The following is a 24,788-nucleotide window of genomic DNA, read 5'->3' as shown; positions in this document are numbered from 1 at the left end:
TCAGGTGAAGGCCGGAGGTGGTCGCGTAGCCCTGGCTGGCCCAATCGGAATTGAGCGAGCAGCCACAGGTGGAGCAGGCGCCCGCGATGCCCGGGATGATCCCGAGCATTGCCGCAACCGAGGCGAACAGGCGCCGGTGCGATGTCGACTCGACGGTACGAGCAAAGAAAATGGCGGACATATTCACGGCGTAGTCCTTGTGTTGCGGAAAGTGTATGCCTACGGTGGCCCACAGGCTTGCGTCGAGCTTGAGCCAGGCGGTTCAGCCCGGCTCGTTGACGCGAACGGGCGTTGACCGTAGCCGGCGAGGCCTTCCACTGCGGCGTTGATGTGTTCGGCGTAGACCTTGTCGAGCAGGTTGTCGATGCCCGCGCTCAGGATTAGCCCGTGGCCCGGGCGCAGGCCACCGTTGAGCGAGAACACGCCGTCTTGGGACGGACAGCGGCCGATGTGGGCAATACGCGGGGAAATCACCGGCGCAAAGATGGTCAGCCAGATGGCGATGAAGGCCCACCCGTCAACCACGCGGCGACGTGCACCCGAACGCCCCACCCGTCTCTCCTGGCCGCGAGAGCGGCTTCGCGAGCCAGATCATCCTTGCGAAATCGCCAGCAGGCCAGTGACATAGTGTCGCGCGAGTGAAACCTTCATCTGGAACCGCTTTGCACGCCAAGGCAGGGCGATTAGTCGGTGCTATCGCTTTTTGTATCTAGATCAGCTCTGCCGCGGACACGAAATTAGTTGTCCGCACTCGCGACCTGCGCCAGGTAGGCGGTAGGCGTCATGCCCAGCACGCGGTGAAACATGCTGATGAAGGCGCTGCAGCTTGCGTAGCCGGCGTCCCGTGCGACGGTCTTGATGGAATGCCCCAGGCTCATCTGGCTGAGTGCGTGGGCAAGGCGGACGTGTTGGCGCCAGCGCACGAAGGACATGTGCAGTTCGCTTTCGAACAGCCGCGCCAGGGTGCGGCTGCTCGCGCCGGCGCGAGCGGCCAGCTGCTCCAGCGTCTCCGCCCGGTGCGTTCCCGCGAGCAGCCGCTGGCAGACCCGCCTCAAGCGCGGATCCGACGGCATCGGAATGCGGAAAGCCGTCTCGGGCGCCACCTGCATCTCGTGCAAAAGCAGCGGCGCGAGCATCGCCATGCGCTCGATGTGCCGGTCCCCGTGCGCCTGCACGGCGGCCAGGACCAGCTCCCGCAGCAGCGGTGAAACCGCCAGCGCGCGGCAGTGGTGCCCATACGCGGCGCTCGTGGGCGGATCGAGATAGAGCATGCGCACGGCCACCTGCCCTTCCATGTGCAGTTCGTGCTCCATCCTGGGTGGGATCCACAGCGAGCGCTGCGGCGGCACGATCCATATCCCCTCGCGCGTGGCTACCCGCATCACGCCCGTACTTGCATAGATGAGCTGCCCACGGCGATGGCGGTGCCTGGTGATGTGCCATCCCCGCGGGTACTCCTTGGCCAGCGCGGTGACGGGCCATGATGCGTGCTGTCTGGAACGCGACATGAAATGGCTCCCTTTCGGAAGACGGACATCACTAGGCTAGATCCCGACGACGGCACGGGCAACGTGCCGCACGCTGCCGCGGCACAGGGCAGGGCGTTCACGACACGAGAGGCTCGGCACCATGGCCACCTATGCGATCACGCGCCGCAATCTGCTCAAGGCGGGTGCAGCCCTGGCCGGGGCACTCGCGCTTCGGGGCGCCTATTCGCGGGTTCCCATCGGGGCGGAAAGGCCCACGCTGGTCGTCTTCTGGTTGAACGGCGGGCCCGCGGGCCTGTTCAATAGCGCCGATGCCTTTCTGGCCAACGGTGCGTTCGGTGTAACGCCCGGCAACGTCCGCGCCCTGGGCAACGGGCTCCACGTGGACGCCGGTTCGTTCGGGTCGCTGCCCCCGGTGGCCCTGTCGCATATGGCCTCGGTGCACTTCAGGCACGGGCTCTACCCTCACAACGACGCGCGTGCTGTTGTGCTGCAGGCCGGCACGCGCAGCCAGCTGCTGCGATTGGCCGCGGCGATGCCGCGCGGTCCCGTGCCATGCGCCATCGTGAACCGCCTCGGCCTGCCAGCCGGTGTGGCTGCGAACCCGGTGCCGGAAGATGGGGTCGGCTTCGAGCGCATCGAGCGCCTGGAGGATGCCCGCCGCAGTCTCACGCGGGCGCAGCTGGACGCCATCCGGGCCGCCTATGGGATCGCCGGCGGGAATGTCGCTCTCGATGACCAGCGCTCGACCTTCGCTGCGGTGGAAGCACTGGTCCATGAAGGCGCCGGTGTGGTGTTCGCGCAACCGGCCTTCACCGGTCGCCATGACCGGCAGTTCGATACCCACCACGACGACACGGGGACCATCGCACGCGCGATCATGGCCCCCATCACGCCGTCGCTGGCCACTTTCCTCGCACGCGTCATGGCGCTGGCCGACCGCAATGTCGTGACGCTCCTGGTCGGCGAGTTCAGCCGCACGCTTCCAGGGGCGGACCACGCCAAGGGCGGCACCGCCACGGTCATCGGCAAGTACGTGAGGACCGGCGCGGCAGGGCGCCAGCGCCCCGACGGCTCACCGCCGGAGCATGCGCCTTCGCCTGGGGCGCTGTGGGCCTACGTTGCCGCAGCCCTGCGACTCGGCCAGGCATCGCCGTTCGGACCCAATCCGCATCCGGACTTGTTGGCTTGAGAGCCGCGTGCGGATGAGCGCCGGCCCACAAGCCGGTGCTCGCAACACGCGGCTCCTGGCGAGGCGATGCTGCCGTGGCGGGCGCGCTACCGCTTGTCCTGGCGTGCGCGCAGCAGTGCCTCGGCGAAGGCGTTGTTGGCCGGCGGTGCCGCGGGTTTCGGCGGTGGCCCGCTGCGCGGCGTGCGGGTGTTGCGGTCGCCGCCGCCAGATCGCTCGCCGCGCGCCTGCCCGGGTTCGTCATCCAGGCGCATGGACAGGCCGATGCGCTGGCGCGGCAGGTCCACCTCCATCACCTTGACCTTGACGATGTCGCCCGCCTTGACCGCGTCGCGCGGGTCCTTGACGAAGTTGTGCGAGAGCGCCGAGACGTGCACCAGACCGTCCTGGTGCACGCCGATGTCGACGAAGGCGCCGAACGCGGCGACGTTGGTGACGCGGCCTTCCAGGATCATGCCGGGCTTGAGGTCCTTGAGGTCCTCCACGCCCTCGGCGAAGCTGGGCGCGACGAACTCGGGTCGCGGGTCGCGGCCGGGCTTTTCCAACTCCTTCAGGATGTCGCGCACGGTCGGCACGCCGAACCTGTCGTCGGTGTACTGTTCGGGCTTGAGGCCACGCAGGAAGCCGGTGTCGCCGATGAGGTTGCGCACCTCGCGGCCGCACCGGGCGATGATCCGCTCGACCACCGGGTAGGCCTCCGGATGCACCGCGCTGGCGTCCAGCGGGTTGTCACCGTTGGGTACGCGCAGGAAGCCGGCGCACTGCTCGAACGCCTTGTCGCCCAGCCGCGGCACCTTCAGCAGTGCCCTGCGGTTGGCGAACGGGCCATTGGCGTCGCGGTGCTTGACCACGTTCTCGGCCACGCTCGCGGAGAGCCCGGCCACGCGCGAGAGCAGCGCGGCCGAGGCGGTGTTGACGTCCACGCCCACGGCATTGACGCAGTCCTCGACCTTGGCGTCCAGCGCGCGCGCCAGCTTCACCTGGTTGACGTCGTGCTGGTACTGGCCCACGCCGATCGCCTTGGGTTCGATCTTCACCAGCTCGGCCAGCGGGTCCTGCAGGCGGCGGGCGATCGACACCGCGCCACGCAGGCTGACGTCCAGGTTCGGGAACTCCTTCGCCGCCGTCTCGGAGGCCGAGTACACCGATGCGCCCGCTTCGCTGACCACGACCTTGGAGAGCTTCGCCTCCGGCAGTTTCTTGATCAGCTCGCCGGCGAGCTTGTCGGTTTCGCGCGAGGCGGTGCCGTTGCCGATCGCGATCAGGTCCACGCCGTGCTGCTTGCACAGCTTGGCCAGCGCCACCAGCGACTCGTTCCACTGGCGCCTGGGCTCGTGCGGATAGATCGTCTCGGTGGCCAGCAGCTTGCCGGTGGCATCGACCACCGCGACCTTGACGCCGGTGCGGATGCCCGGGTCCAGGCCCATCACGGTCCTGGCGCCGGCCGGCGCGGCCAGCATCAGGTCCTTCAGGTTCTCGCCGAACACGCGGATCGCCTCGTCCTCGGCGCCTTCGCGCACGCGGCCGAACAGGTCGAGCGTCAGGTGCAGGTGCAGCTTCACGCGCCAGGTCAGGCGCACCGTCTCGCGCAGCCAGGCGTCGGCGGGGCGGCCGCGGTCGAGGATGCCGGCGTGCGCGGCCACGCGGCCCTCGCCTTCGAGGTGGCCCTGTTCGGCATCGAGCGCCGGCTGCAGCTCCAGCTCGATCACGCCTTCGTTGCGCGCGCGCATCAGCGCCAGCAGGCGGTGCGAGGGGATCTTGCCGATCGGCTCGACGTGGTCGAAGTAGTCGCGGTACTTGGCGCCTTCGTTTTCCTTGCCCTCGACCACCCTGGCGCGGATCTGCCCCTTGTCCCACAGCCAGTCGCGCAGTTCGCCGACCAGGTGGGCGTCTTCGGCGATGGACTCCATCAGGATCGCGCGCGCCCCGTCGAGCGCGGCGCGCACGTCGGCCACGCCCTTGCCGGCGTCGACGAACCCTTCGGCGAAGGCTTCGGGGCCGAGCGTGGGGTCCTCGCGCAGGGCGGTGGCCAGCGGCTCCAGGCCCGCTTCGCGGGCGATCTGCGCCTTGGTGCGGCGCTTGGGCTTGTACGGGAGGTAGAGATCCTCCAGCCGCGCCTTGGTGTCGGCGGCGAGGATGTCGTTCTTCAACGCGTCGCTGAGCTTGCCCTGTTCCTCGATGCTGGCCAGAACCGCGCCGCGGCGTTCCTCCAGCTCGCGCAGGTAGCGCAAGCGCTCCTCCAGCAGGCGCAGCTGCGTGTCGTCGAGGCCGCCGGTGACTTCCTTGCGGTAGCGGGCGATGAAGGGCACGGTGGCGCCTTCGTCGAGCAGGGCCACCGCCGCGCGCACTTGGTCGGGCTTGGCGGCGATGTCCTGGGCAATGCGGTGTTCGATGCTGAGCATGTGATCGACGGCTTCGGTGGTGCAGGAAGCCGTCGATCATAGCAACCCGGGCTCGGCGCGCAGGATGGGCTTCAGCTCACCATCGCCATCTCGCGCGGTGGGTTGAAGCCCACCTACGGGTCACGCGTGGAACGAGCGGTCGTCGGCGCGTGGCTTGTCGCGGAACGCGCCGGCGCGGCCGTTGAGCACCAGGGTGTTGGCCAGCATGTCGTGCAGGCCCTGCTTGCGGCGGGTCCAGGCAACCATCAGGAAGCCCATCAGCAGGATCATGGCGCTGACGATCTTGGCCGCGTAGCGGCCCAGCGCGCGAGCAAAGCTGATACGCCGACCCTCGAGGTCGGTCACCCGGATGCCCATCGCCAGCTTGCCCACCGTGCCCTGCCAGGCCGAGCTTTCGCAGATGGCGAAGTAGGTCCAGGCGAGCAGCCAGGTGACCAGATAGGCGGTCTGCATGGTCTCGTAGTAGTGGCCGTAGGCGGCGATCGCCCGCTCGATGTCCTGGCCGGCGGAGAGCACCGCCTGCTGCAACTGCTCCTGCGCGGCGCCATCGCCGAAGGCCTTCATGATCAGCGTGTTCGGGATGAACAGCACGATCACGTCGATGAGGTAGGCAACCAGCCGCTTCCAGAAGCCGGCGTAGTCTTCCAGCGCGGCGGTGGTGGTCGGCGGCGGTACTGCGGCAGCAGCGGACGCGAACGGCGGCGGCGTGGCGGCCTGCGCGTCGGGGAACAGCACCGACAGCGGCTGCCAGTCGGCCAGTCCTTCGTACCAACCCAGGTCCGCGCCGGCGAGCTTGCCCTCGCGCAGCCACAGGCGCACGTCGTCTTCCTTGTAGGGACCATGGCGCTGGCCGTCACGGCCGATCCAGACTTCCATCCGCTGTGCTCCGCAAGAATCGATGCGTCCGATGATGCCACACGCTCCGCTCTCCTCTGGGGAGAGGAAGCAAGGCGATCAGGCGCTGCGGCGCTTCAGATGCACCAGCAGCAGCGATATCGCCGCAGGCGTGACGCCGCTGATCCGCGCGGCCTGGCCGATCGTCACCGGCTGCGTGCGCTTGAGCTTGAGCAGCACTTCGGAAGAGAGGCCGCGCACCTTGTCGTAGTCGAAGCCGGTGGGGATGTCGGTGTTCTCGTGGCGGCGCTGGCGCTCGATCTCCTCGCGCTGGCGCTCCAGGTAGCCGGCGTACTTGGCCTGCACTTCGACCTGCGCGGCGACGTCCTCGCGCTCCACGGCCGGGCCCAGTTCGGTGACGGCAGTGAGCTTGGCGTAGTCGAGTTCGGGTCGGCGCAGAAGGTCCAGCGCGTTCGTTTCGCGCCTCACCGCGATGCCGAGCTCGCGCCCGATGGCGGCGCCCAGCGCGTTGGTCGGCGCGGCCCACAGCGAAGCCAGCCGCCCGGTCTCGCGCTCGACGGCCTCGCGCTTGGCGCGCAGCGCGTCGAAGCGCGCCTGCGGCACCACGCCGAGCGCAAAGCCTTGCTCGGTCAGCCGCAGGTCGGCGTTGTCCTCGCGCAGGTGCAGCCGGTATTCGGCGCGCGAGGTGAACATGCGGTAGGGCTCGAGCGTGCCGTTGCTGGTGAGGTCGTCGATCAGTACGCCGATGTAGGCCTCGTCGCGGCGCGGATACCACGGCACCTCGCCCCTGGCCATGCGGGCGGCGTTGAGGCCGGCGACCAGGCCCTGCGCGGCGGCTTCCTCGTAGCCGGTGGTGCCGTTGATCTGGCCGGCGAAGTACAGGCCGCCGATGGCCCTGGTCTCCAGCCACGGATGGAGGCCGCGCGGGTCGAAGTAGTCGTACTCGATGGCATAGCCGGGCCGCGTGATGTGCGCGCGTTCAAAGCCGGCGATCGAATGCACCAGCGCCAGCTGCGCATCGAACGGCAGCGAGGTGGAAATGCCGTTGGGGTAGATCTCGAAGCTGTCCAGCCCTTCCGGCTCGATGAAGATCTGGTGCGAGGCCTTGTCGGCGAAGCGCACCACCTTGTCCTCGATGGAGGGGCAGTAGCGCGGGCCGATGCCTTCGATCTGGCCGCTGTAAAGCGGCGAGCGGTCCAGCGCGCCGCGGATGATCTCGTGCGTGCGCTCGGAGGTGTGGGTGATCCAGCAGCTGACCTGGCGCGGATGCTCCCGGCGCGTGCCGAGGTAGGAGAACACCGGTGCGGGGTCGTCGCCGGGCTGCTCGTCCAGGTGGCTGAAGTCGATGCTGCGCAGGTCGATCCGCGGGGGCGTGCCGGTCTTCAGCCGATCGGCCGCCACCGGCAGCTCGCGCAGGCGCTGCGCCAGCGTGCTGGCCGGCGGGTCGCCCGCGCGGCCGCCGGCGTACTGCGCCGGGCCGATGTGGATCTTGCCGGCGAGGAAGGTGCCAGCGGTCAGCACCACCGCGCCGGCGTGGAAGGTCACGCCCATCTGCGTGACCACGCCGGTGACGCGGCCGCCCTCGATCAGCAGATCGTCCACCGCCTGCTGGAAGAGCTCGAGGCCGGGCTGGGTTTCCACGGTCCGCCGGATCACCGCGCGATACAGCGCGCGGTCGGCCTGGCAACGCGTGGCGCGCACTGCCGGGCCCTTGGAAGCATTGAGCGTGCGCCACTGGATGCCGGCGCGGTCGGCCGCCTGCGCCATGGCCCCGCCCAGTGCGTCGATCTCCTTCACCAGGTGGCCCTTGCCGATGCCGCCGATGGCCGGGTTGCAGCTCATCGCCCCGACCGTTTCCAGGTTGTGGGTCAGCAGCAGGGTGCGCGCGCCGCAGCGGGCGGCGGCCAGCGCCGCTTCGGTGCCGGCGTGGCCGCCGCCGACCACGATCACGTCGTAGCGAGTTGGATGGATCATCGGAAGAGCGCTGGCGCGTGGCAGGACGGAACGTGCGCATGTTACCGCTTTGGCACGCCAGCCTACGCAAATTCAAGAGCTTGGCACGAATGCTGCTTCACTTTCCGTGCACTTTCCATGGGCAGACGCTGCGCGACCGCGCGCCGAGGCCGGGCTGACAGGGGCCCGACCGCGTACCAGGAGAGGAAGCATGACGGCGCCGCTGGGGCATCCCACGGTGCCGTCGCCTTTTCCGGCCCCCGAAAAGCCAAACCCCGCCACGCGGCGGGGTTTGGCCTTGCTTAGATCTGGCGCCCGGCGGTCTCAGGAACAGGGGGAATCCAGGATGACCGTGTTGCCGGGCGCCAGAAACCGAAAACCGAGGCGCCTCCGCGATCCGTCGCGGCTGCGGGACGCATATTCCCAGCGCGCCCGTGAATAAAAAGTGACTAATTCCGGCTTTTTTTTGTAGGCCAGCTGACGCTGAGCGTCAGCCCGCCGACGGGGCCAAAACCCTGATGTGATGCGGATCACGCTCTGGCATGGCGGTTGCAGAGCTTGCTTCACCCACCGAAGCAAACCGTCGTGCCATGAACAACATCTTCGACTTCCAGCCGGTCTATCCCCGCCACGACCTGATGATCGAGATCGGCAAGGTGCAGATGGCGATCGAGCACCTGGCTGCGCGCACCGAGCAGGAGCGCCAGCAGCTGCGCCCGCGGCTGGAGTCGCACATGGTCCGCCTGCGCAGCGCGCTGAACCAGCTGGCCGCCTGATCCGCGCGGTGACGCTCAACCCTTGAGCATGTTGCCGACGATCTCGGCGAGATTGCGCGACAGGTCTTTTTCCGCCAGCTCGGCCACCGCCGCACGCGCCTGCTCGCGGCGCACCGGTTCGAGCCGCTGCCAGCCGTTGAACGCGGTCGCCAGCCGCGCCGCCACCTGCGGATTGAGCGCGTCCAGTTCGGCCAGGCGCGCGGCAAGCAGGCGATAGCCCTCGCCGTCGGCACGGTGGAAGCCGCTCGGATTGCCGCGGGCGAAGGTGCCCAGCAGAGCCTGCACGCGGTTGGGATTCTTCAGGGTGAATTTCGGATCGGCCTCCAGCGCACGCACGCGCGCCAGTGCCGCTTCGCCAGGCAGCTGCGCCTGTACTGCGAACCACTTGTCCAGCGCCAGCGCGTTGCCCGCGTGGCGCTCGCGGTAACGCGCCAGTGCGCCGGCGGCTTGCGGCGCTTCGTCGCGCACCAGCACCGCGAGCGCCGCGAGGCGGTCGGTCATGGTGGCGGCGCGATCGAACTGCGTGGCCGCCAGCGCCTGGGCGGTCGGTGCGTCGAGCAGGGCGAGCAACTCCAGCACGCGGCGCTTGAGCCGGCGCCGCGCCTGGCTGGGCGCATCCAGCGCATCGCCCGCGTGCGCGGCCAGTTCGCGGTACCGCTCGGCCAGCACCGCCGCGCCGATGCGCGCGGCCAGTTCGCGCTGCAGCGTCTGCCGCAGCGCGTGGATGCGCGAGGGATCGACGTCGGTCTCGCGCTCGGCCAGCTCCACTTCGCCCGGCGGCGTCAGCAGGTCGGCCAGCAGCGCGTGGTCCAGCGCGCCCTGGCCGAACAGCCCGGCGAGCGTGTCGCCCCAGACCGTCAGTGCCTCGTGGCCGCTGCCGTCGCGCAGTTCGGCATAGGCGCGCCAGGCCAGTTGCTGGGCGGCTTCCCAGCGGTTGAAGCCGTCGGTGTCATGGGTCAGCAGCAGCGCCAGCCCGGCCGGCGCGTAGGCGCACTCCAGGATCACCGGCGCGGAAAAGCCGCGCAGCAGCGATGGCACCGGGGCGTGTTCGATGCCGGTGAACACGAAGGTCTGCTCGGCCGCGTCGAGCACCACCACCTGTTCGGCGGCGCCATCGTGCAGCGGCAGCATGCGGCCGTCCGGACCGAACAGCGCCAGCTTGACCGGGATCGGCAGCGGCCGCTTGTCCGGCTGGCCGGGCGTGGGCGGCGTGTGCTGGCGCAGGATCAGCGCGTATTCGCGCCGCTGCGCATCGTAGCGGCCTTCCGCGACCAGCCGTGGCGTGCCGGCCTGGCCGTACCAGGCGAGGTAAGGCGCAAGGTCGATGCCGTTGGCCTGGCCCAGCGCGGCGAGGAAATCCTCCAGCGTGGCGGCGCGGCCGTCGTTGCGTCCGAAATACAGGTCCATGCCGCGGCGGAAGCCTTCCGGCCCCAGCCGCCCGGCCAGCATGCGCACCAGCTCAGAGCCCTTCTCGTACACCGTGGCGGTATAGAAGTTGTTGATCTCGCTGTAGTGCGCCGGGCGCACGGGATGGGCCAGCGGGCCGGCATCCTCGGGAAACTGCGCGCGGCGCAGCAGGGCCACGTCGTCGATGCGCTTGAGCGGCGCGGAATTCATGTCCGCCGAGAACTGCTGCTCGCGGAATACGGTGAGCCCTTCCTTGAGCGACAGCTGGAACCAGTCACGGCAGGTCACGCGGTTGCCGCTCCAGTTGTGGAAGTACTCGTGGCCGATCACCGCCTCGACCGCGCGGTATTCGTCGTCTGTGGTGGTGTCGGGGTCGGCCAGCAGGTACTTGGCGTTGAAGATGTTGAGGCCCTTGTTCTCCATCGCGCCCATGTTGAAGTCGTGCGTGGCCACGACGTGGAACACGGAAAGGTCGAAGTTGCGCCCGTAGGCGCGCTCGTCCCAGCGCATGGCGCGCTCGAGCGCATCCATGGCGTAGCCGCAGCAGTCGATCACGTCCGGTTCGGCCCAGATCACCAGCCTGACGTCGCGCCCGTCCGCGGTGCGGTAGTCGCGCTCGAGCTTCTGCAGCCGTCCCGCGACCAGCGCGAAGAGGTAGCAGGGTTTGGGATACGGATCGACGAAGCGCGCCCAGTGCCGGCCGCCGGGCAATTCGCCGGCGCCGTCGGGGTTGCCGCCGGCCAGCAGCACGGGAAAACGCTCGCGATCGGCGCACAGGGTGACGGTGTAGCGGGCCAGCACGTCCGGGCGGTCGGGGAAGAAGGTGATGTGGCGGAAGCCTTCGGCCTCGCACTGCGTCAGCAGGAAGCCGCGATCGCGCGAGCCGGACAGATACAGGCCTTCCAGCGCCGTGTTCGCCGCCGGCTGCACGCGTACGCGCGTCTCCAGCACGCTGCCGTCGCGGGCGCCGTCGACTTCCAGCGTGTTGCCGCGGTAGCGGTAATCCCCCTCGTGCAGCGTCCGGCCGTCGAGCGCGATGAAAAGCAGTTCAAGGCCTTCGCCATCCAGCCGCAGCGGCGCCTGCTGCTGCGGGTCGCGCGCCAGCTGCAGGCGCGAACGCACTTCGGCGCTGTCGATGCCGAGCTCGAATTCCAGCTCGATCCGCTCCACCCGCCAGGCGGGTGGACGGTAGTCGGCAAGGCGGATGGGCGAGGGGGTCTGGTCGTCGCGCGCAGTCATGGGGAGGCAGCCGCTAGGGGAACGCTCAGGCTAACATGCGACGTTTCCGCGACCGGATCAGGCATGGCTGCTTTCGACGTCGCCATCGATTGGCTGCAAGGGCAGCCGCTGGTGGTATTGAACGACACGGTGCGTGGTCGCCGCGTGCGCATCGCGCGACACGCTGCCTGCCTGCTGAACCTCGAAGCGACCGTCGGCGCGCAGCGCATCGAACTGGCCGATGGCCATCGCGACGCGGCCGAGCTCGAGGCGCGTCCGGGTTCGCGTTTCGCGCTGCTGGCGCCCTTCGCCAACCGCGTTGCCGATGCACGCTACCGGTTCGATGGCGTCGATCACGACCTCGCGCCCGGCGCCGCGGGTGCGGCGCGGGCCAGCCGGCACGGCTTCGTGCGCGATGCGCAGTTCGCCCTTGCGGCGCTGTCCGCCGACACGCAGGCTGCGCAGGCGCTGTTCGCCACCACGATCGGTGCGCAGCCGGGCTATCCGTTCACGCTGGACCTTGCAGTGCGCTACACGCTGGCGGCCGACGGCCTCGCGGTGGAGACCACCCTGCGCAACGTCGGTGCCACCGCCGCGCCGGCGTTCGTCGGCTGGCATCCGTACTTCCGCGTGGGCGACGCGCCGCTGGCATCCTGGGAGCTGACGGTTCCCGCGGAGCGCGTGATCCGCACCGATGCCGACTTCATCCCGCTGCCGGGCGAGGCGGCGTATGTGCCGCTGGAGCAGTCGCCGGAGCTCGATTTCCGCCGGCCACGAGCGCTCGGCACGCTGGCACTCAACCACAGCTATACGGCCCTGCGGCCCGACGCCGATGGACGCGCCCGCACCCGCCTGCGTGACCCGGCCACCGGCGTGGGGATCGCCGTGTGGCAGGAGCGCGGCGTGCTGCTCGCCTACACCGGCGATACGCTGGAACGCGGCGCGCGCCGCTCTCTCGCGCTGGAACCCATGGAAAGCCTGCCGGACGCCTTCAACCGGCCCGACTGCGCCGAGTCCATCCGTCTGGAACCTGGTGCCGCACGCGCATTCCGCTGCGGCGTGGAGATCGACCTGCCATGACCATCGTAGCCTTGCCCAGCTTCGCCCAGATCCAGGACGCTGCCGCGCGCATCGCACCCCACGCACGGGTGACGCCGGTGCTGCGCAACGACGCGCTCGACGCGCTGGCCGGCGCCCGCCTGTACTTCAAGTGCGAAAACCTGCAGCGCGGCGGCGCCTTCAAGTTCCGTGGCGCCTGCAACGCGGTGTGGGCGCTGGACGAGGCGTCCGCGGCGCGCGGCGTGGTCACGCACTCCTCCGGCAACCACGGCAATGCGCTGGCCATGGCCGCTGCCATCCGCGGCATCCGCGCGCACGTGGTGGTGCCCGATGGCGCGGTGCGCGCCAAGCTCGAGGCGATCGAGCGCGCCGGCGCGGTGCTGCACCGCTGCGCGCCGACGCAGGCCGCGCGCGAAGCGGCGGTGGCGCAGCTGATGCAGGACACCGGCGCGATACGGGTGCATCCCTATGCCGATACGCAGGTGATGGCGGGCCAGGGCACCCTCGCGCTGGAGTTGCTGGCGCAGGCGCCGGATCTCGATGCGCTGATGACCCCGGTCGGCGGCGGCGGGCTCGCCTCCGGCGTGGCGATCGCTGCGCACGCGCTGCGCCCGGAGCTCGCGCTGTACGCGGCCGAGCCGGCTGGAGCCGACGATGCGGCACGTTCGCTCGCCCGCGGCGAGCGGGTCACCGACGTGGTGCCGCAGACGGTCTGCGACGGCCTGCGCGCGCTGGTCGGCGAAACCAACCTGGCTGCGCTGCGCGAGCACCGCGTGGACATCGTCACGGTAAGCGACGAGGAAACCGTGGCCGCGATGCGCCTGCTCTGGCAGGAGCTCAAGCAGGTGGTGGAAGTGTCCAGCGCGACCGCATTCGCCGCCGTCCTCAAGGCGCGCGACCGCTTCACCGGTCGACGCGTCGGCGTGGTGCTCACCGGCGGCAACGTCGACTTGGACGCGCTGCCCTGGTAAGGCGCTAGTCGATTGCCGCGCTTTCCAGCGCCGCCGGCACGGTGGCCGGAGACGTCGGTGCCGCGTGCACCACCCGCACCGGCCGGCCGGCGGCATCGAAGGAGACCTCGCCCGGACGCCAGCCTTCCAGCGTGCGCACCGTGCCCCAGAAGCGCTTGAACGCGGCCCAGTGCAGGCCGACCAGGCCATGGCCGTTGTCCGCATCGACGTTGGGGTCGCCCACGCCGGTCGGGCGCGGCGGCAGGCCGTACAGCGCCGTGCCGAACAGCACGTCCCACACCGAGAACACCTGGCCGAAGTTGCAGTTGTGCAGCCCCGGCCGCGCTTCGTCGACCACCATGTGGTGCAGCCGGTGGAACTTCGGGTCGACGAAGCAGCGCTGCAGCACCGGCCCGAAGCCGAGGCGCACGTTGGTGTGCGAGAAGTTCTGCACCAGCTCGCCCAGCAGCATCAGCCAGGCGAAGTCGGTGGGCGCCACGCCGATCAGCACGCCCACGCCGGCCAGCACCATCGACTGCAGGAAGCCGTCGACCAGGCTGCCGCGGTCGTTGGTCCAGCAGCTCATCTGGCGCTGGCTGTGGTGCATGCTGTGCAGAGCCCACCACCAGGGAAGGGCGTGCTGTACCCGGTGCATCAGGTAGTACACCAGGTCGTAGATCACGTAGTAGACGAGGAACAGCGCCAGCGGGTGATGCTCCAGCCCCGGCCACCAGTGCGTGATGCCCAGCAGCGAGTCGCTGCTCCCACCGTCGTCGGAGCCGCCGAAGTAGTTGCTGATCGGCGTCAGCACCAGGTAGGAGAACAGCGGGAAGATGCCCAGCAGCATCAGCAGCGTGTACTGGCGGTCGACCCGGGTGAGCTTGCGGTCGCTCCAGCGCTCGGCCGGCGCCAGCGTCTCCAGCGGGCGGAACACGAAAGCAATGATCGCCACCTGCAGCAGCGCGATCAGCACGGCCTCGGCGATCTCGCGCGGATCGCCGGCGAGGCCTGCGATGTGCAGCCAGGCCAGCAGCGGTATCACCGCGTGCTGACTGAACCAGGTAACAAGGTCGAACCACACGTGCATACACCAACCCGCAGTAGCGGAACGCGACGGGCTAGGTTGCGCGGCGCACCTTTCCCGGCCATTTCAACGCGCCGGTGATTGCCGCCAGGCCCAGCAGCACCAGCACGATCCCGCCGGCTTCGACCGCGCTCGGCCGCTCGCCGAGAATCAGCCATGCCAGCAGCACGCTGACCACCGGCACGCCCAGGCTGGACAGGCTCGCCACCGCAGTCGGCAAGCGCTTCAGCACCACCAGCCACAATCCCCATGCTACGGCGGAGGCCATCACGGCGCTGTAGACCAGTGCGCCGGCAAAGCGCCCGTTCCACTCGATCGGGCGCTGCGGCACCAGCAAGGCGATGGCGCCCAGCGCCACCGCGCCGATCAGCATCTGCCAACTGGTCAGCGCCAGCGGCGAAACCGCATGCCGCTGGAACAGCCGTTTGCTGAGCACCGTGCCGCCGGCCCAGCCCACGCCGCCGGCCAGCGCCAGCAGCGTGCTCAACGGGCTGCCCAGGCCGCGCCAGGGTTCGAGGATGCACAGCAGTCCCGCCGCCGCCAGCGCCAGGCCCCGCCAGTGCCGTGCGGTGGGCCGCTCGGCCAGCAATGGCCAGGCCAGCAGCACGGCCCAGAACGGCATGCTGTAGGCGAGCAGCGCCACGTGGCCGGCGCCGCCGCCGACCAGCGCCCATTGCTCCAGCCCCTGGAACGCGGCGGTCTGGCACAGGCCGATCAGCGCGGTGGGCAGCAACGGCGGCGGCTTGAGCGATTGCCGGCTGGCCAGCAAGGCCAGGAACAGCACCGCGGCGCCGAGCAGGTAGCGCAGCGCCGCGAAGTCGAACGGCCCGGCCCAGGTCAGCGCCTGCTTCATCACCACCCAGCTGTAGGCCCAGATCAGGATCGTGCCGGAGAGGGCGGCCAGCGCGCCGCGCGAAGATGAGGCAGTCGGCATGGACGAGGATGCGGTAACGGTGCGCCAGTGTACGCCGCGCGCTGCGCTACAGTGGCCGCCGCTTCCGGCAAGGACCCCCCATGCATCGTTGCCCCTGGGCCACCGACGACCTGCTCGCCGCCTACCACGACACCGAATGGGGCGTGCCGCTGCACGAGGACCGCGCGCTGTTCGAGTTCCTCTGCCTGGAGGGTGCGCAGGCGGGCCTGTCCTGGCGCACGGTGCTGGCCAAGCGCGAACGCTACCGCGAGCTGTTCCATGGCTTCGACATCGAACGCGTGGCGCGCATGGATGAGCGCGAGCTGGGCAAGGCGCTGGCCGACCCCGGCATCATCCGCAACCGCTTGAAGGTACATGCCGCGCGCGACAACGCCCGCGCCGCGCTTGAAGTGATCGACGCGCACGGCAGCCTGGACGCGTATCTGTGGTCGTTCGTCGACGGCACGCCGGTGCGCAACCGCTGGCGCGAGCGCAGCGAGGTGCCGGCCACCACCGCGTTGTCCGACCGCATGAGCAAGGCGATGAAGAAGCAGGGCTTCCGCTTCGTCGGCAGCACCATCTGCTACGCGTTCATGCAGGCGACCGGGATGGTCAACGACCACCTCACCGGCTGCTTCCGGCATGGACAGCTCTGAACGGCATCGTCGTAAAAACTTGGACAGTCGCGACAACTTTCGCCCGACCGAACGCACTAGCCACTCCTGCCGTGACCGCTGTCACGCGCCGTGAGGATGCGGTGAAACACGGCTGAATGGTGCTGGCGCCAGCCCTTGCGCAGGTTCCGAACGGCAGTGAAGGATGCGCCGTCCGGATGGCCGCAGCAGGCAGGCGGTTGTCTCCGGCGAATTGATCGTCCATCCACTGGAGAGAGTGCCATGAACGCGCGTGCCCTCACGCTTCCCATCCTCACGGCCGCCCTGCTGGCGGCGCTCGCCCTCGCTCCGGCGATGGCGCAGACCACGCCATCGGATGGCGCTCCCACCGCCAGCGACAGCCATGCGGCGCAGCAGCTGGCCGGCAAGTTCGACACCTTCGCCGGCTCCGGCGCCAACGCGCAGGCGCTGGTCGAGGGCCTGCACAGCGGCAGCCAGGTCACGCTGGAGGGCAGCAGCACCGGAACGGGCGGCACCACGTCGGCCACCCAGACCACCTTCCAGCCGGCCACCGGGCCGCTCGGCTACGGCAACGTGAAGATCGCCCTGTCGCTCGCCGAGGCCAGCCTCGCCCACGCCGGCGTCACCAATCCCACCGCCGACGAAATCGCCGCGGCGCTCAACGGCGGCAAGCTCACGCTCGCCGACGGCACCACCCTCGACCTCAAGGGCGTGCTCGCCGAACGCGCCGCCGGCGAAGGCTGGGGCCAGATCGCCAAGGGCATGGGCGCCAAGCTCGGCGACGTGGTGCGCTCGCCCAACGCCTCCGCCCACGCCGCGGTCAAGGTGGAGAAGGTGACGTTCGCCCAGGGCCATGCCGCCGACCATCCGTCGGCAGCCGAGCACGCCGCCCGCGCCGACCGGCCGGAGCGTCCCGAGCGCCCAAGCCGTCCGGAACACCCCGAGCATCCGGATCATTCGGGCCGCCCCGGCGGCTGAGTTCCTCCTGCAGCGCCGGCAGCCGCCGGTGCTGTGATTCCCACGACACACACAGGAAAGACATTGCATGCGTAGCACTTTTTGCGCGCTGGGCCTGGGCCTGCTGCTGCTCGGCACCACCGCGGCCCAAGCCGACGACGGCCGCCTCAGCGTCGGCGCCGGCGCCAACTACAGCACCGGCAAGTACGGCACCGACACCTCCACCGACATCTGGTCGGTGCCCATCACGGCCGGCTGGCAGAATGACCGCTGGACGCTCAAGCTGACCGTGCCCTACGTCGGCATCAGCGGTTCCAGCGACGTCATCCCGGGCACCGGCGGCGTCAAGAACGGCAACCCGCATGGCCGCGGCCATGGGCAAGGCAACGGCGCCGGCAGTGCCACCGCGTCCACCGGTTCGGCCTCGGGCCTGGGCGACATCGTCGCGTCGGCCGGCTACGAGCTGTTCTCCAGCGCCGACCACAGCGCCGGCCTGGACCTCACCGGCAAGGTCAAGTTCGGCACCGCCGACGAGGACAAGGGCCTGGGCACCGGCAAGAACGACTACGGCCTGGCGCTGGACGCCTACAAGGCCTTCGGCGACTGGACCGTGTTCGGCGGCGCAGGCTGGATGAAGTACGGCAGCTCCCAGTACATCAAGCTCAAGAACGGGTTCAACGCGAACCTCGGCGCGGGCTTCAAGATGAGCCAGACCGACGACGTGGGCGCCTATTACTACTACCGCGAGAAGATCGCCGACGGCGGCGCTGCGCAGAGCGAACTGACCGCCTACTGGAACCACAAGATCGGCGACAACTGGCGGCTGCAGAGCTACGTGATGGGCGGCATGGCCGACGGCAGCCCGGACTGGGGCGTGGGCGCCACCGCCAAGTACCTGTTCTAACCCTTGAGGTTGCCCCTGCCTGCAGGGGAAAACCGGAAAGCCCCTCCGCCGCCGCGTGCGCGCGGAGGGGCAATGGCACGATACCCGGCGCACGCCCTCGCCTGCGTCACCACATGCTCACCACGCCTGCGCTTGCATGGCCATCGGCCCGTCATGCGGAGGGACGTGGTGGCGAAGCTGCGCATCGGCATTTCCGGCTGGCGCTACGCGCCCTGGCGCGGCGTCTTCTATCCGAAGGACCTGCCGCAGCGGGCCGAGCTCGAATACGCCTCGCGCCAGGTCGCCAGCATCGAGCTCAATGGATCCTTCTACAGCCTGCAGCGGCCCTCGAGCTACGCGCGCTGGCGCGCGGACACGCCGCGCGGCTTCGTGTTCGCAGTGAAGGGGCCGCGCTTCATCACCCACATCAAGCGGCTGCGTGACGTCGATGGACCGCTGGCCAATTTCCTTGCCTCCGGCATCTTCGAGCTGGGTGCCAAGCTGGGGCCGATCCTGTGGCAGTGCCCGCCCAGCCAGCGCTTCGACGAGGCCTTGTTCGACGATTTCCTCGCTTCGTTGCCGCATGACACCGACCAGGCCGCCGCGCTGGCGCGCCGCCACGACGACCACCTCAAGGAGCCGGCCAGCGCCAGGCCCGACCGCAAGCGGCGCCTGCGCCACGCGCTGGAGATCCGCCATCCGAGCTTCGCCTGCGAGGCCTTCATCGCCCTGCTGCGCCGGCACGGGGTGGCGCTGGTCGTGGCCGACACGGCCGGGCGCTGGCCGTATCTGGAGGACGTCACCGCCGGCTTCATGTATCTGCGCCTGCATGGCGACCAGAAGCTCTACACCAGCGGCTACACCGACGCGGCGCTCGAACGCTGGGCCGCGCGCATCCGCGCCTGGTCGCGCGGCGGCGAGCCGAAGGATGCGGCGCGCGCGAGCGCAACGCCACCGCGCAAGCGCGCTGGCCGCGACGTGTACTGCTATTTCGACAACGACGCCAAGGTGCACGCGCCGTTCGACGCGCAGGCGCTGATGCGCAAGCTGAGGGTCTAGGGACGCGCGGCCTGCCCCCTACCGCCGGCTCGCCGCCTTGGCCTCGTTCGCCTCGTGGCGGGGGTCTTCGTGCAGCAGCCGGCGCGTCACGCCGTTGGTCCAGCCGAAGCCGTCCTGCAATGGGTACTCGCCGCCGCCGCCGCCGACCGCGCCGTCGTGGTGGCGGGTGATCTCGTATTTCTCCACCAGCTTGCTCTCGCGCTGGTAGAGGCTGCCCACGGTCCTGAGCCAGCGGCAGGCGATCTCGTCGGCCAGCGGGATGCCGTAGTTGCGCATGCCGCGGATCGCCATCCACTGCAGCGGCGCCCAGCCGTTGGGCCGGTCCCATTGCTGGCCGCTGTCCAGTTCGCTGGTACCCAGGCCGCCCTGGCGCAGCAGACGATCCTGCAGGGCCGTGGTAATGCGCTGGGCCTGTCCGGCGCTGGCCAAGCCGACGAACAGCGGCACGGCGGCAGCGCTGGTGAGCGCTTCGCGCGGCTCGCCGCGCTGCCAGTCGTAGTCGAGGAAGGCGCCGGCCTGCTCGTTCCACAGCAGCCGCTCGATCGCCTCCTTGCGCGCCTGCGCGCGCTGCTGGAATTTCTCTGCCTGCTTGCGCTGGCCGCTGGCATGGTTGAGCAGGCAGATCTGCCGCTCCAGCTTGTACAGGAAACTGTTGAGGTCCACCGGCAGGATCGCGGTGGTGCGGATGGTGGAGAGATCCTCGCCGTCGCACCAGCGCGAACTGAAGTCCCAGCCGGAGGCCGCACCCGAGCGCAGCTCACGGTAGACCTGGTGGACGGGACGCGTGGACCGGCGCGCGGTGAGCACGTCCTCGAGGTAGGCCTCCTCGCGCGGCGAGTCGCGGTCGTCCCAGTAGCGGTTGAGGATGCCGCCATCCTCCAGGCACACGCAGTGGCGGCGACAGTCGCCCGGGCGCAGCTCCTCCGCGCCGGCCATCCAGTAGGCGTATTCCTTGTGCAGGCGCGGCAGGTATTCGATCGCCCTGCAAACGCCCTTGTCCTCGAACAGCTCCACCATCAGCGCGAACACCGGCGGTTGCGAGCGGCTGAGGTAGTACGTGCGGTTGCCGTTGGGCACGTGGCCGTAGGTGTCGATCAGGTAGGCGAAGTTGTTCGCCATCGAGGCGAGCAGGTCGCGCCGGCCGCTCTCGGCCAAGCCGAGCATGGTGAAGTACGAATCCCAGTAGTACAGCTCGCTGAAGCGCCCGCCCGGTACCACGTACTCGTTGGGCAGCGGCAGCAGCGAGGCGTTGGGCGGATGCTCGCGCGGATGGCGGGTAAGCACGTTCCACAGGCTGTCGATGTGGTCGCGCAGCGGCTGGCCGGGCGGCGAGACGTAATGGCTGCTGTACTGCTGCGGCGGGACGAAATGCCGGTGCACGAAGGCGGCCAGCTCGAAGCCCTCGTCGTCGCACTGTCTGCGGTAGTCCTCCAGGATCCGCTCCGGGTCGCCGCGCGGCACGCAATCGACGAAGGTCTTGCTGTCCTCGAACACCCGGCCCATCTGCACCGCGACGAACAGTTCCTGGTAGCGGTCGGCCGGCGTGAGGCTGTCGGCCCTGGGGACGCTGGCCGCGTTCTGCTCGTTGCGGCGCTCGGCCTCGTCGCTCATTGTTCGGCGTAGTTCCACAGCAGGCCGCCGTCGACGTAGAGCGTGCTGCCGGTGACGTAGCCGGCATCGTCGCCGGCGAGGAAGGCCACCGCGCCGGCCACGTCCTCGGGCGTGCCAAGCCGCTTGAGCGGGATGTTCTTCAGCAATGCGTCCATCAGCGCCGGGTCGCTCATCAGTTTGGCGTTGATCGGCGTCTTGATCGCGCCGGGGGCGATGTTGTTCACCGTGATGCCCAGCGGCGCCAGTTCCACCGACAGGTCGCGCATCAGCATCTTCAGCCCGCCCTTGCTGGCACAGTAGCTGGCGAAGTGCGGGAAGGGCAGCTCCTCGTGCACCGAGCTGATGTTGATCACCCGCCCGCCGCCGCCGCGCCCGCGCACGTGGCGGGCAAACGCCTGGGTGAGGAAGTAGGGGCCTTTCAGGTTGACGTGCAGCACCAGGTCGTAGTCGGCCTCGCTGGCGTCAATGAAATCCGCGCGCCGCTCCACACCGGCGTTGTTGACCAGGATGTCGATGCGGCCCAGACGCTCGACCGCTTCGGCGATCACGCGCTGGTCGTCTTCCACCTTGCCGATGTCGCCGGCGATCAGCACGGCGCGGTCGCAACCGGCATCCTCGACTTCCTTGAGCGTGCCTTCGGCGCGGTCGTTGGCCTGGCGGTCCTCGACCGCCACCGCCGCGCCTTCGTGCGCCAGCCGCAACGCGATCGCGCGGCCGATGCCCTGCGCGGCGCCGGTGACCAGCGCGACCTTGCCCTCGAGCCGCATCGCGACACCTCCGCAAGTGGATGAGGTCGCCCAGCCTAGGCGGGCGCGGGTGAAGACCGCGCTTACCGGCCCTGGCGCAAACGTCCCGTCGACGCCCACGCACGCCTCGGCGCAGCACGCTGGCGCACCGGGCGCGGCGCCGGGTGCAATGCGTCCTCCCTCATCTCACGGAGAATGCGCATGACCAAGCTGGCGATAGCCGTCCTTGTAGCCGCCCTTACGGGCGCTGCAACGGGGACGCTGCGGGCGGCCGTACCGGCCGATGCACAGGCGCAGGTGCAGCAGGTGGTCGAGCATTTCCGCGCGGCGATCATCGCCCACGACCAGGCAGCGCTCGAGGCCCTGTTCGTGCCCGAGGGCGGCGCCTGGTTCGAGGTGCTGGGCGAGGATGCCTTCCGCCGGATGAAGGCAACCAAGCCGGATCTGTCACGCCTGCACGCGGACAACTATCGCCACTTCGCCGCGTTCGTGGGCGGCAGCAGGCAGGCGATCGAGGAGCGCTTCGACAACGTGCGTATCCATACCGATGGCGCGGTCGCGTCGGTGTATTTCGACTTCGTGTTCCTGGTCGACGGCAAGCCCAACAACACCGGCAGCGAGACCTGGCAACTGGTGCACACCAACGACGGCTGGCGCATCAGCGCGATGGCCTATTCGGACAACCCCGCCGGCGCGCATTGAACGGGTGGCAGGCTAAAGTGCGCGCGGGCGTCGCGTCCGGCACCGCCGCAGGGGAATCCAATGCTTCGCACCGACTCCGCCGCCCGTGCGGGCGCCGCATCGCTCTGGCTGCCGTGGCTGGCCGGTGCGCCGCTGGTGCTGTGCATGACGGTGATGGCGCTGCCGGACGTGGGCCATGGCCAGGCCGTGGCATTCCGGGGCCTGTATGCCGCGGCCTACCTGCTGTGGACGTTGCCGCTCGCCCACGCGCAGCGCTGGCTGCGCCGGCACACGCCTTGGCTGTCGGCGGTGCTGGCGCTGCTGGCGTTGACCTACCTGATGTCGCTCGCCAACAACGCGGCGGCGCAATGGCTGGCCGTGCGCTGGCACCTGGTGCCGCAGTACGACTGGCGTCGCCTGTTCGGCGGCCTGGACGGCTGCTGGCTCGCGCTGATCGCCTTCTGCGCCATCCACGCGGTGGTGGACCACGCGCTGGCGCTGCGGGCCGAGCGCGAGCGCGTAGGCGAGGCGTTGGCGCTGGCCCGCGAGGCCGAACTGCGCGCGCTGCGCTACCAGTTGCACCCGCACTTCCTGTTCAACACGCTCAATGCCGTTTCCACCCTGGTCGCCGAGCAGCGCAACGCCGATGCCAACCGCATGCTCGCGCGCCTGGCCGACCTGCTGCGGGCCATGCTCGAGCGCGGCGAGGTGCATGAGGTGCCGCTGGCCGAGGAACTGGCCCTGACCGGCCATTACCTGGACATCGAGAAGATCCGCCTGGGCGAGCGGCTGGCGCTGGAGCTGCGCGTCGGCCCCGACCTGCTGCAGGCGGCGGTGCCCGCGCTGCTGCTGCAGCCGCTGGTGGAGAACGCGATCCGCCACGGCATCGCGCCGCGTGCCGGCGGCGGGCGGCTGCAGTTGCACGTCGAGCGCGCCGGCGGCCAGCTGCAGTTGCGCCTGCACAACGATGGCGTGGCGCAGGTGGACGCACCGGCCGAACCGCATCCGGCGATCGGCCTGCGCAACGTGCGCGAGCGGCTGGCGCGCCTCTACGGCAGCGCGCACGGTTTCAATTTCGAGCTGGCCGCCAATGGTGATTGCCGGGTCCGCATCAGCCTGCCATTCCGCCCCGTGGCCGCCGCATGAGCCTGCACGTGCTGGTCGCCGACGACGAGCCGCTGGCGCGCGGCGGCGTGCGGGCGCGGCTGGCGAGCCAGGCCGACATCACGCGGGTGGATGAGTGCGCCGATGGGTACGCCGCGCTCGCTGCGCTCAGGGCGCTGCCGCCGGACCTGCTCTTCATCGACGTGCAGATGCCGGGCCTGAGCGGGCTGGACGTGCTCGAAGCGCTGCCGCACGAGTCGCGCCCGCTCACCGTGCTGCTGACCGCCTACGAGCAGTTCGCGCTGCGTGCCTTCGAGCTGCGCGCGCTGGACTACCTGCTCAAGCCGATCGATGACGAGCGCTTCGCCGACGCGCTGGATCGCGCGCGGCAGGCCGTCGCCCTGCGTCGTGGCCATCCGCAGGGAGGGCAGGTGGCCGCGCGCTACGCCACGCGCTTCCAGGTGCGGCTGGGCCATCGCGTGCGGCTGGTACAGGCCGGCGAGATCGACTGGATCGAGGCACAGGGCGACTACGTCGGCCTGCACGTAGGCGGCCAGCTGCACCTGCTGCGCGAAACCCTGCAGCGCCTGGCCGCGCGGCTCGACCCCGCGTGTTTCGTGCGCATCCACCGTTCCAGCATCGTGCGGCTGGACCGCGTCGCGGAGATGCAGGCGCTGGCCAACCGCGACCACCTGCTGCGGCTGCGCGACGGCACCGTGCTGCGCGCCAGCCGCACCTACGTCGATGGCCTGCGCGCGGCGTTGCTGGCCCACGGCAGCGCCTAGCCGATGCCCGGTGCCGGCCCGCGCCGCGCCCCCGTTTCGCCCGAACCGGGCCGGACCATCCACAGCTTCGTGCGGCAGGCGCCTGCGCACTCCGAAAATAAGGGCACCGATGCAACGCCTCCCTGGACTGGACCTGCTGCGCGCCTGGGCGATCGTATGGGTGATGCTTTTCCATTCCTACATCGTCGGCGGGCTGGGCGAGCGCTTCGCCTGGCTGCAGCGCGACGGCTGGATGGGCGTGGACCTGTTCTTCGTGCTCTCCGGCTACCTGATCGGCCATCAACTGCTCGTGCCGCTGGTGCGCGGCGAGCCGCTGGCCTGGCCAGCCTTCTACCGCCGTCGCGCGTTCCGCATCCTGCCGGCGTTCCTTGCGGTGCTGGCGGTGTACGTCGCCTGGCCGGCCGCGCGCGAGGCGCTGGGGCTGGCGCCGGCATGGCAGTTCCTCAGCTTCACCTTGAACCTGCTGATCGACTACCAGCACCACCCGGCGTTCTCGCATGCCTGGTCGCTGTGCGTGGAGGAGCACTTCTACCTGCTGTTCCCCTGGCTGGCGTGGTGGCTGGCGCACCGGCCCTCGGCGCGTCGGGCGCTCGTCGTCGGGCTGGGCGTGGTCGCGTTCGGCATGGCGCTGCGCGGCTATGTGTGGCTGCACGGCATGGCGCCCGTGCGCGACGCGCCCGGGCCGGCGTTCGGGCTGCGCTTCGTCGAGGGGATCTACTACCCCACCTGGGCGCGCCTGGACGGATTGCTTGCGGGCGTGGCGCTGGCCGCGCTGCGCGTGGGCCGGCCGCAGGCATGGGCGCGGTTGCAGCGGTACGCCGGTGCCGTGCTTGCCGCGGGCGTCGCACTGTTCGTGTTGTCGGTGTGGCTGTTCCGCGAACGTCTTGGCTTCTTGCCTTCGGTGATCGGTTATCCGCTGCTGTCGCTTGCCCTGGCGTTGTGCGTGGGCGCGGCCACCGCCCTGCCGGGACGCTGGGCCATGCCGGCTTGCGGCTGGCTGGCGCGATTCTCCTACAGCCTCTATCTGAGTCTCA

The 24,788-nt window shown here is 69.9% G+C and carries 22 protein-coding genes and 1 pseudogene; 12 read left to right on the top strand and 11 right to left on the bottom strand.

The window, feature by feature from the left end:
• The 3 genes and pseudogenes from HOQ08_RS00870 to HOQ08_RS00860 all read right to left on the bottom strand — a co-directional run.
• Positions 1-181, bottom strand: a pseudogene (locus HOQ08_RS00870) (hypothetical protein); the annotation flags it as partial.
• 38 nt (positions 182-219) lie between these two features.
• On the bottom strand, positions 220-552 hold the full coding sequence (locus tag HOQ08_RS00865; RefSeq protein ID WP_291190121.1) for a hypothetical protein: 333 nt from the start codon (positions 550-552) through the stop codon (positions 220-222).
• Positions 553-737: 185 nt separating this feature from the next.
• Positions 738-1,508 (bottom strand): helix-turn-helix transcriptional regulator, encoded by a 771-nt coding sequence (locus tag HOQ08_RS00860; RefSeq protein WP_291190118.1) that lies wholly within the window; start codon positions 1,506-1,508, stop codon positions 738-740.
• Between the two features lie 121 nt (positions 1,509-1,629).
• On the opposite strand from HOQ08_RS00860, the gene HOQ08_RS00855 reads away from it, so the two are divergent.
• Positions 1,630-2,679 (top strand): hypothetical protein, encoded by a 1,050-nt coding sequence (locus tag HOQ08_RS00855; protein WP_291190115.1) that lies wholly within the window; start codon positions 1,630-1,632, stop codon positions 2,677-2,679.
• An 86-nt stretch (positions 2,680-2,765) separates the two neighbouring features.
• Here the strand turns inward: HOQ08_RS00855 and HOQ08_RS00850 are convergent, their stop codons facing one another.
• The 3 genes from HOQ08_RS00850 to mnmG form a co-directional block, all read right to left on the bottom strand.
• On the bottom strand, positions 2,766-5,078 hold the full coding sequence (locus HOQ08_RS00850; protein ID WP_291190112.1) for a Tex family protein: 2,313 nt from the start codon (positions 5,076-5,078) through the stop codon (positions 2,766-2,768).
• A gap of 120 nt (positions 5,079-5,198) precedes the next feature.
• The gene (locus HOQ08_RS00845; protein ID WP_291190109.1) at positions 5,199-5,954 is read right to left on the bottom strand and encodes an RDD family protein; all 756 of its coding nucleotides are present in this window, start codon (positions 5,952-5,954) and stop codon (positions 5,199-5,201) included.
• 78 nt (positions 5,955-6,032) lie between these two features.
• Positions 6,033-7,907, bottom strand: coding sequence for a tRNA uridine-5-carboxymethylaminomethyl(34) synthesis enzyme MnmG (mnmG, locus tag HOQ08_RS00840; RefSeq protein ID WP_291190106.1), 1,875 nt, complete (start codon positions 7,905-7,907; stop codon positions 6,033-6,035).
• Positions 7,908-8,476: 569 nt separating this feature from the next.
• On the opposite strand from mnmG, the gene HOQ08_RS00835 reads away from it, so the two are divergent.
• Positions 8,477-8,662, top strand: a complete 186-nt coding sequence (locus HOQ08_RS00835; RefSeq protein WP_291190104.1) for a hypothetical protein — start codon at positions 8,477-8,479, stop codon at positions 8,660-8,662.
• A gap of 15 nt (positions 8,663-8,677) precedes the next feature.
• On the opposite strand, the gene pepN is transcribed toward HOQ08_RS00835, so the two are convergent.
• Positions 8,678-11,308, bottom strand: a complete 2,631-nt coding sequence (gene pepN / locus HOQ08_RS00830; RefSeq protein WP_291190101.1) for an aminopeptidase N — start codon at positions 11,306-11,308, stop codon at positions 8,678-8,680.
• A gap of 63 nt (positions 11,309-11,371) precedes the next feature.
• Between pepN and HOQ08_RS00825 the strand changes: the two genes are divergently transcribed.
• On the top strand, positions 11,372-12,367 hold the full coding sequence (locus HOQ08_RS00825; RefSeq protein ID WP_291190098.1) for an aldose epimerase: 996 nt from the start codon (positions 11,372-11,374) through the stop codon (positions 12,365-12,367).
• On the top strand, positions 12,364-13,317 hold the full coding sequence (locus tag HOQ08_RS00820) for a pyridoxal-phosphate dependent enzyme (RefSeq protein WP_291190095.1): 954 nt from the start codon (positions 12,364-12,366) through the stop codon (positions 13,315-13,317). The genes HOQ08_RS00825 and HOQ08_RS00820 overlap by 4 nt, the downstream gene beginning before the upstream one ends.
• Positions 13,318-13,321: 4 nt before the next feature.
• Here HOQ08_RS00820 and HOQ08_RS00815 read toward each other — a convergent pair whose 3' ends face one another.
• Complete coding sequence (locus HOQ08_RS00815; RefSeq protein ID WP_291190092.1) at positions 13,322-14,383, bottom strand: sterol desaturase family protein; 1,062 nt, start codon at positions 14,381-14,383, stop codon at positions 13,322-13,324.
• 31 nt (positions 14,384-14,414) lie between these two features.
• A complete protein-coding gene (locus HOQ08_RS00810; protein ID WP_291190089.1) occupies positions 14,415-15,314 on the bottom strand; it encodes an EamA family transporter in 900 nt (299 codons plus the stop codon).
• Between the two features lie 80 nt (positions 15,315-15,394).
• Here HOQ08_RS00810 and HOQ08_RS00805 point away from each other — a divergent pair, with 80 nt between their 5' ends.
• The 4 genes from HOQ08_RS00805 (at position 15,395) to HOQ08_RS00790 (ending at position 18,827) form a co-directional block, all read left to right on the top strand.
• Positions 15,395-15,949: a DNA-3-methyladenine glycosylase I gene (locus HOQ08_RS00805; RefSeq protein WP_291190088.1), complete on the top strand. Its 555-nt coding sequence runs from the start codon at positions 15,395-15,397 to the stop codon at positions 15,947-15,949.
• A 240-nt stretch (positions 15,950-16,189) separates the two neighbouring features.
• Positions 16,190-16,906: a hypothetical protein gene (locus tag HOQ08_RS00800; RefSeq protein ID WP_291190085.1), complete on the top strand. Its 717-nt coding sequence runs from the start codon at positions 16,190-16,192 to the stop codon at positions 16,904-16,906.
• A 67-nt stretch (positions 16,907-16,973) separates the two neighbouring features.
• Entirely contained in the window at positions 16,974-17,789 is an 816-nt protein-coding gene (locus tag HOQ08_RS00795; protein WP_291190082.1) for a transporter, read from the top strand.
• Positions 17,790-17,957: 168 nt separating this feature from the next.
• Entirely contained in the window at positions 17,958-18,827 is an 870-nt protein-coding gene (locus tag HOQ08_RS00790; RefSeq protein WP_291190079.1) for a DUF72 domain-containing protein, read from the top strand.
• A gap of 18 nt (positions 18,828-18,845) precedes the next feature.
• Here HOQ08_RS00790 and treF read toward each other — a convergent pair whose 3' ends face one another.
• A complete protein-coding gene (treF, locus tag HOQ08_RS00785; RefSeq protein ID WP_291190076.1) occupies positions 18,846-20,438 on the bottom strand; it encodes an alpha,alpha-trehalase TreF in 1,593 nt (530 codons plus the stop codon).
• A complete protein-coding gene (locus HOQ08_RS00780) occupies positions 20,435-21,205 on the bottom strand; it encodes a glucose 1-dehydrogenase (RefSeq protein ID WP_291190073.1) in 771 nt (256 codons plus the stop codon). Before HOQ08_RS00780 ends, treF begins: the two co-directional genes overlap by 4 nt.
• Before the next feature lie 180 nt (positions 21,206-21,385).
• Here HOQ08_RS00780 and HOQ08_RS00775 point away from each other — a divergent pair, with 180 nt between their 5' ends.
• The 4 genes from HOQ08_RS00775 to HOQ08_RS00760 form a co-directional block, all read left to right on the top strand.
• Positions 21,386-21,886, top strand: coding sequence for a hypothetical protein (locus HOQ08_RS00775; RefSeq protein ID WP_291190070.1), 501 nt, complete (start codon positions 21,386-21,388; stop codon positions 21,884-21,886).
• A gap of 60 nt (positions 21,887-21,946) precedes the next feature.
• Positions 21,947-23,011: a histidine kinase gene (locus tag HOQ08_RS00770; protein WP_291190067.1), complete on the top strand. Its 1,065-nt coding sequence runs from the start codon at positions 21,947-21,949 to the stop codon at positions 23,009-23,011.
• Positions 23,008-23,754 (top strand): LytTR family DNA-binding domain-containing protein, encoded by a 747-nt coding sequence (locus HOQ08_RS00765; RefSeq protein ID WP_291190064.1) that lies wholly within the window; start codon positions 23,008-23,010, stop codon positions 23,752-23,754. The genes HOQ08_RS00770 and HOQ08_RS00765 overlap by 4 nt, the downstream gene beginning before the upstream one ends.
• Before the next feature lie 109 nt (positions 23,755-23,863).
• Positions 23,864-24,788, top strand: a 925-nt coding sequence (locus HOQ08_RS00760; protein WP_291190061.1) for an acyltransferase, incomplete at its 3' end; no start/stop codon positions are given.

The organism is Frateuria sp., assembly GCF_013362045.1.
Taxonomy (GTDB): domain Bacteria; phylum Pseudomonadota; class Gammaproteobacteria; order Xanthomonadales; family Rhodanobacteraceae; genus Frateuria_A.
Note: the sequence above shows the minus strand (reverse complement) of the source record. Positions and strands in the feature narration are given on the sequence as shown.